Origin of the sequence: Methylorubrum thiocyanatum (assembly GCA_014138645.1) — a bacterium.
Classification (GTDB): domain Bacteria; phylum Pseudomonadota; class Alphaproteobacteria; order Rhizobiales; family Beijerinckiaceae; genus Methylobacterium; species Methylobacterium thiocyanatum.
In genome coordinates this window covers 45969-52907 of record JACJIB010000013.1, presented here as the reverse complement: position 1 = coordinate 52907, position 6939 = coordinate 45969, and the positions used below count along the sequence as shown (strand labels likewise).

Sequence of the window (6939 nt, the reverse complement as noted above, 5' to 3'; positions counted from 1 at the left end):
TGCGCAGCCTGGCCGGCGAGCGCCGCCGGTTCGGCTACCGGCGCCTGCTCATCCTGATGCAGCGTGAGGGCCTCATACTCAACCACAAGAAGCTCTTCCGCCTCTATCGGGAGGAACGGCTGTCGGTGCGCAAGCGCGGTGGGCGCAAACGAGCCCTTGGCACGCGGGCACCGGCCGCCGTGCCCCAGGAGCCGAACCAGCGCTGGAGCCTGGACTTCGTCTCCGACACGCTCGACGACGGGCGGCGCTTCCGCATCCTCGTCGTGGTCGACGACTGCACGCGGGAGTGTCTCGCGCTGGTGGTCGACACGTCGCTGTCCGGGCAGCGGGTTGCGCGCGAACTCGACCGGATCATCAAGGACCGGGGCAAGCCGCTGATGATCGTCTCGGACAACGGCACCGAGTTGACCTCGCACGCCATCCTGCGCTGGCAGGAGGAGCGTGCGGTCGAGTGGCACTACATCGCCCCCGGCAAGCCGCAGCAGAACGGTTTTGTCGAGAGCCTGAACGGGCGCTTGCGCGACGAGTGCCTGAACGAGCATCTGTTCAGGAGCCTGCCGGCGGCCCGGACCATCATCGAGGTGTGGCGGGTCGACTACAACACCTGCCGCCCCCACACGAGCCTTGGCGGGCTCACCCCGAACGCGTTTGCAACCCGGTCCAAGCAGGACCAGAACCAGAACAGACTCTGGTTATGAACGGGGGCAAACAGGGGGCAAGGTCACTGGCCAGCGGGCAGCAACTTCACGGGCCAAGTCGAAACCATTGAGGTCACCCGGCATGTTCACATCGGTGAACAGCAAGTCGACACCGTCCTTCTCCTGGAGGTAGCGCAGCGCTGCGTCAGCGGTGGCGACCTCCAAGACCTTGAACCCGGCATCGGCCAGGGTGTCGGCCGCCTCCATACGTAGAATAAATTCATCCTCGGCAACCAAGGCGACAGCGGGAGGCGACGCAGTATGCAATTCCATTCAAACAGAAGGGGGAAGCTGCGGGAAAGGTTTCAGCTTGGCTGAAGCCTAATCACCAAAACCTACCGCTATGCTGCGATTTCGCTACGCTGCTCCTGCATCGAGGCAAGGGGCGCCTCCAGGCGGCAGATTAGCCCGGTCGGTGCATAGGTCTGCCTAACCTCACCACCGACCTCGGCGGCGAAGCTGCGCTCGATCAGGCGTGAGCCGAACCCGCGCCGCGCAGGCTGGGCGAGAATGGGCGGCCCACCCTGCTCGGACCAGGTAAGGCAGAACCGGGGCGCTTCGCCCTCGTGCACAATGTGCCAGCGCAGCTCCACGATCCCGCTTTCGTTCGAAAGAGCGCCGTACTTGGCCGCGTTGGTGGCCAGCTCGTGCAGAGCCAGAGCCAGTGAGAGGGCTGATTTCGCACCGAGCAGCACGTTCGGGCCGCTAACCCGGATCCGTGCAGGTCCGGCCTGGGCATGCACACTCAGGGCCCCCTGGACCACCTCCATGATCGGGGCAGCCTTCCAGCTGGCCTGCGTGAGAATGTCATGCGCGCGGCCGAGTGAGATTAGGCGGGCGGCAAAAGCCTCACGCGCTTCGTCGATGTCCGCCGCCCCTCGCAGCGTCTGACTGGCAATCGCCTGCACCATCGCCAGCGTGTTCTTGACCCGGTGCTGCAGCTCACCCGTCAGCAGGCGCTGCTGCTCTTCCGCCTGCTTGCGCTCGGTGATGTCCAGCATCGCCCCAATCATGCGCGTCGCTTTTCCCTGCGCGTCGCGGATGACGGAACCGCGGTCGAGGATGTCGGCATAGGAGCCGTCGGCCCGCAGGAAGCGGTACTCGTCGCTCCAGACAGTACCCGTCCCATCGATAACAGCATGGATGGAGGCATCGATGCGGGCGCGGTCGTCGGGATGGATGTGGCTGATCCACCAGTCACCGGTCGGCTCGACCGCATCAGGCGCGTAGCCGTGGGCAACCTGCAGCGCCTCGTTCCAGAGCACGTGGTTGGTGGCGAGGTTCCAGTCCCAGATCGCATCGTTGGTGGCGCGCGAGGCGAGGCGGTAGCGCTCCTCGGTTTCGCGCAGAACCTGCTCCGCGCGCCGGCTCCCGGTGACATCGCGCGCGGTGCCGATGAGACGCACCGGTCGTCCGCCCTCAAAGAGGGTCTGACCCTTGGCAGACACCCAGCGCTCGGTCCCGTCCTCCGGGGCCACCGTGCGATAGGTGATGTCGTAGATGCCGTCGCCGGCCGGATCGATCGCGGCGCGCACCGCTTCATCCGCCTTGGCATGGTCGTCCGGGTGCACGCGAGCCAGGTGCACGGCCAGGTTGACGGGAGCGTCCGGCGCTAGGCCGTAGAACGAACGGATGCGGTTGTCCCACTTCAGCTCGTCCGAGACGAGGTCATAGTCGAACACGCCCGTCTCGGTCGCCTCGACGGCAAGGCGCAACTGCTCCTGCGCGCTGCGGAGGGCAATCTCAGCCTCCTTGCGGTCGTGGATGTCGATGGCGATGCCGATCCAGCAATCCGGTACGCCGGCAGCATCGCTTATGGGTTTGCCGCGCGCCAGGAACCAGCGGTACTGGCCATCGCTGGCTCGGCGGAACGGGATCTCGACCTCGTAGGGTCCCTCGGTCTCAACCGCATGCCTCCAGACCTCCAGCACACGTTCCTGGTGGTCTGGGTGGATCACGCTGGCCCAGTTTGTGTCACCTGACGGTAGCCCCGTGAACTCGTACCAGATCGGGTTGCAGTAGGTGATGTTGCCGGCGGCATCACCGAACCAGACCACCTGAGGGCTGACCTCGACGAGCGAGCGGAAGCGCAGCTCGCTGGCGTTACGCTCTGCTGCTTCGACGCGCTGTTGGGTGCGATCGCGCAGGATCTTGAGAAAGCCCTGCACGGTGCCGTTCTCGGCTTTGAGAGGCATCAGCTCACCGGTCGCCCAGAACCGCTGACCGCCCTTGCGCAGGTGCCAACGCTCGTCCGGCGCGAAGCCGTCCCGCAGCGCCAGCGCCATCTCGGTCTCCGGTCGACCAGCTTCCCGATCCTCAGGCGTGAAGAACACGTGGGCGGGATCGCCCAGCATCTCCTCTTCACGCCAGCCGAGGATCCGCTCGGCCCCGGCATTCCAGCGGGTGACGCGCCCGCTCCGATCCATCGCAATGATCGCGTAGTCTGTTGCGCTGTCGAGGATGCGCTCGTGCAGGATCCGTTGCGCGCGGTGCGCCCGGGCTGCGCTCCGCACCTCGAGCAGCGTCACCGTCTGGCGGGCCAGGCTCCGCAGACAGTCCTCTTGGACCTGCGTCAGGCCGTCCGGGCGCGCCGCCGGGTCAAACACGGACAGTACGCCCAGGACCGTCCCATCCGCCGATTGCAGAGGAACGGCCGCATAGAAGCGTACCTGTGAACCCTCCGCGAGCCGCGGCAAGCCCTGCCGCTCCGGATCCTCTTGCAGGTCCGGGACAATGAGCAGTTCTTCCGGCACGGCAGCATCAGCGCACACGTCCGGATCCAGCGCTGTGGAGCTACCAGCAGCACTGTAGGAGGCATGCACTTGCAGTCGCTCTCCAGCCTGCAAACAGGTCACTGCATGCGCGACCTGGCAGAGTTCGGCAGCCAGACGCACGACATCATCGAAGCTTTGCTTCGACACAGTGTCGAGGGGATCGTCGGACCAGGGCATCTTCTCTTCAGACTGACATTAGGGTGAGATTACCTTCAGGATTGGAACACCTAAACAGCTTGACACAGTTGTGTGCCTTCCGCGGGCGTCGAGCGAAGCGACACCAAGGTGCCGCTGGCGTTGTAGACGGCGCCCAATACCGCCTCGAAGTGCCGCTTGACTGCGCCATGGCACTCGCAGCTTGCTTCTTCCATCGCCGGACGGCTCTTGATGATGATGCGCCCGCGCCGGATCTGGATCAGGCCCTGCTCCTGCAGGGTCCGGAGCGTGCGCGTCAGGTAGGAGCGCTGCACGCCCAGCAGTTCCGCCAGCACTTCATGTGTGACGGGCAGGACGTCGCTACCGATGCGGTCTTGCAAGCTCAGGAGCCAACGAACACAGCGGGCCTCGATGGTGTGGCTGGCGTTGCAGGCGACCGACTGCAGCACCTGGGCGAGCAGGCAATCCGAGTAGCGGGTCATCAGATTGCGCAGGCCCGGAGAGGTCTGTTTGATCTGCTGCAGCACTGCCGCCTCGATGCGCAGCACCGAGCCGGGAACTTGGACAACAGCCCGGCTGAACGCGGGCAGCGAGCCCTGGCTCACCACACCACCGATCGCTCCCTCGTGGCCAACCGTGGCGGTCTCGACCGCGCGCCCGTCCTGCAGCCCGATGACGAGGGCCGCCACGCACTGGCCGAGCGGAAAAGAGATGAAGCAAACGTCCTCGCCGGCCTCAAACAGCAGTTCGCCGCGCTGGAGCTCTCGCAGCTCTAGGTGGGGCTTCAGCAGCGCCTGATCCGACAGGCGCAGGGCGCTGAGGAGCAGGTTGCCGCGAAGCAGGGCGTCGATGTCGGGGAGCATAACAGGCGGCAGGGAGTTGTCTTGGGTTGCGTTTGCCCCAACCCTTATCGCGACGCTTATCCGCCTGTCTGTCCACAATTGCACAGATGCTGAGAAATTCAGCGGAATTCATTGGGTTGGGTTACCTCATCCCGGATGTGGGCTAGGGCATGCAACCATCTGCATCTGAAGCGCTTCTAGGTTTGTGAAGACCAACATGCTCCAGCGCGCACATTGTCATGCCTCGCTATTTTCTCGATTTTCAGGATGGTGCACTGTGGCTGAAGGACGAGGAAGGCCAGGAGTACGAGAGCCTGCAGGCCGCGCGTGACGCGGCCATTGCGGCGTTGCCGGATGTTGGGCGGGAGGCTCCGCCTCGCGACGGCAAGCGCGATTTCATAGCGTTTGTCCGCGATGAGCACGGAACAGAACTCTGTACCGTACGGCTGGACCTAGCTGCCGAGTGTCACCCCGAACGTCAGACTTCGGAGCTCTGAACTCAGCTGCACGGGCGCTACTCGCCGTCTCCAGCGGCTTCATGATCTCCAGCTTTGAGCACAGCTAGGTTAGCGCGGAGCTCCATGCCTATGACCCGGCGACGGCGGCTCATCGTCCGAAGCATGTCTGCAGTTGCATGATGGCCGTCCTGCGCGAGATCGTGCGCCATCTCAGCGATGTCTCGCGCCATGCCTTCCTGTTCGACGATTTCAAGGATGGTCGCGTCCATACGCTGCCTGCGCCGATCGGGCATCTGTCGCCATCTAAGGGAGTGAGGTGTGTTGGAGGTGGCGATGACTGCCCCTTTCACAAGAGGATGGCTGTTGCGCCCACCTCAACTTGGGTTTTCTCTATTTGCACAACAACTTAGCAGTATCCTGCTGGCGCTGGCCGGTTGGTTCGGCTGACGAGCCCGAGATAACGGTAACGTGTTTGCGGTCAGGAGCATGCGGAGGCACGACGATGACAGACGACGAGTTCCTCGCGCAGTTGGGACGCCTGATCCGGGCCAGCGAGATCCGCGTCTCGGCGCGGATCCAGACGGTACTTTCCCTAACCGGAGCGGGCTTCGACACGAGCGAGGCCGAGCTCACGATGTGGCGTGAGTTGGAAGCGCTGACAGCCTTGCGTCGCCAGAAGCTACGGATCGATCCGTTGGGAAAGCTGTGAGCACCCTGATAATGACGGTGATGGAAGATGACGCCGCGGCGCATTTGGAATGCCAGTTCAGAACGAAGCCAGAGAACCCTTCCCCTTGAAGCGTCAGGCCCCGTCCTGACCTTCTGCTCGTCGGCGAGACCGGGGGTGGCGTAGGTCCCAGGGGAGGGGGATCACCCGCCTGCAGGCGCTTTGCCGAAGGCAGGGGACACCCCTTGACCGCAGCCGGGGGCAGCGCCCCAACCAGAACTCAGTCATACTCCCGGCGTAGACGATCGCGCTCCTCAATCAGGACCTCGTAGATGCGCCGGAACTCAGCCTCCTCGTCACCACGCAGAGGCGTCCGGCCAACCGAGAACGTCCGCCCTCTGATCACATCCAGAATGCGGATTTCAGAGAGGGGCACACTGGGAAGCGCTTGGCTGAGCAGCCAAAGGGCGATCCGCGCCGAGTCGTCGTTGAGCGCAGGCTCTTTAGCAAAATAGGGGTAGATGAAGCGGCATGTGCCAGCCCCATCGGTCACGGACAGGACGTTTTCGACCTTGACCGTTGCGGCAAGCCCCGGGACGCTAAAGCTGGCCCTTTGGACGTCTCCAGCCTGAACCGGCGCGTTGGTTAGCCGCCGCCGCTCGTCCCACCACTGCAGAAAGCCATCCCTAAGCCGTGGGTAAAGAGCAGCTCGTCCCCCATTAGCAGCGATGCGCTCCCGAACGGCCTGCCGTAGATCCCTGGTACCAAGGGCATGTGCCTTGGCGTCCGCCCAGAACGGCACGTAGAAGTCACCGCCACCGCTATCTGCCTGCGCTTCTCGGGCAATTTCCTGTCTGATGTCCGCCCGCAGCTCAGACCTACGCCGGCTTGCATTGGAAAATCCGACTTTGAGGAACTTACGAAGGTGGATGTTCTGGAGCGGCAAGGCCAACCCTCCTGATGAACAAACCTTCAACGTAGGCAGCAACCTTTAGCACAAAAGTGCCAATCAGCGCCTGGCATGCGACTTCCTGTTGAAAACTTCCGCCCCTTCCACCGAAGTCAGATCCCGCACCCTCATCCGCAACGCGGACTGCCCTTTTCCTTGTGACGGCGGCCTTCGTCGCCCTTTGGGGCGTCGAAACCGATGGCAGCCCACCGCCGGACGGCTGGGACGGGGTCAAGGCCAAAGAGCGCAGCGTGCCTTGAGGCCGGCACGGGCGGCTGGCCCTTCGCTAGAGCACTGGAACCGCTACGGTACACAATCAACCATCACATAATCGTATTTTTGGTTTTACAGAAATCTACGTGATGCGGCAGTCGGCTCGCCGAGTGCAATAAGCA

Annotated in this window: 8 protein-coding genes; 3 read left to right on the top strand and 5 right to left on the bottom strand. The window is 63.8% G+C overall.

Features of this window, described 5'->3' with window-relative positions:
- The coding region (locus HNR51_RS25495; RefSeq protein ID WP_182556808.1) for an IS3 family transposase at window positions 1-698 on the top strand (698 nt) is incomplete at its 5' end.
- On the opposite strand, the gene HNR51_RS25490 is transcribed toward HNR51_RS25495, so the two are convergent.
- The 3 genes from HNR51_RS25490 to HNR51_RS25480 all read right to left on the bottom strand — a co-directional run bounded on the left by HNR51_RS25490 (window position 693) and on the right by HNR51_RS25480 (window position 4491).
- Complete coding sequence (locus tag HNR51_RS25490; RefSeq protein ID WP_182556807.1) at window positions 693-971, bottom strand: response regulator; 279 nt, start codon at window positions 969-971, stop codon at window positions 693-695. The two genes, HNR51_RS25495 and HNR51_RS25490, sit on opposite strands and share 6 nt — an antisense overlap.
- Before the next feature lie 68 nt (window positions 972-1039).
- Window positions 1040-3649, bottom strand: a complete 2610-nt coding sequence (locus tag HNR51_RS25485) for a PAS domain S-box protein (protein WP_182556806.1) — start codon at window positions 3647-3649, stop codon at window positions 1040-1042.
- A 50-nt stretch (window positions 3650-3699) separates the two neighbouring features.
- The gene (locus HNR51_RS25480; RefSeq protein ID WP_182556805.1) at window positions 3700-4491 is read right to left on the bottom strand and encodes a Crp/Fnr family transcriptional regulator; all 792 of its coding nucleotides are present in this window, start codon (window positions 4489-4491) and stop codon (window positions 3700-3702) included.
- Between the two features lie 218 nt (window positions 4492-4709).
- On the opposite strand from HNR51_RS25480, the gene HNR51_RS25475 reads away from it, so the two are divergent.
- A complete protein-coding gene (locus tag HNR51_RS25475; protein ID WP_182556804.1) occupies window positions 4710-4967 on the top strand; it encodes a DUF6894 family protein in 258 nt (85 codons plus the stop codon).
- Between the two features lie 17 nt (window positions 4968-4984).
- Here the strand turns inward: HNR51_RS25475 and HNR51_RS25470 are convergent, their stop codons facing one another.
- On the bottom strand, window positions 4985-5197 hold the full coding sequence (locus tag HNR51_RS25470) for a hypothetical protein (RefSeq protein WP_182556803.1): 213 nt from the start codon (window positions 5195-5197) through the stop codon (window positions 4985-4987).
- Window positions 5198-5430: 233 nt separating this feature from the next.
- Between HNR51_RS25470 and HNR51_RS25465 the strand changes: the two genes are divergently transcribed.
- A complete protein-coding gene (locus HNR51_RS25465; RefSeq protein WP_182556802.1) occupies window positions 5431-5637 on the top strand; it encodes a hypothetical protein in 207 nt (68 codons plus the stop codon).
- Between the two features lie 238 nt (window positions 5638-5875).
- On the opposite strand, the gene HNR51_RS25460 is transcribed toward HNR51_RS25465, so the two are convergent.
- On the bottom strand, window positions 5876-6541 hold the full coding sequence (locus HNR51_RS25460) for a hypothetical protein (RefSeq protein ID WP_182556801.1): 666 nt from the start codon (window positions 6539-6541) through the stop codon (window positions 5876-5878).
- Window positions 6542-6939: the final 398 nt, after the last annotated feature.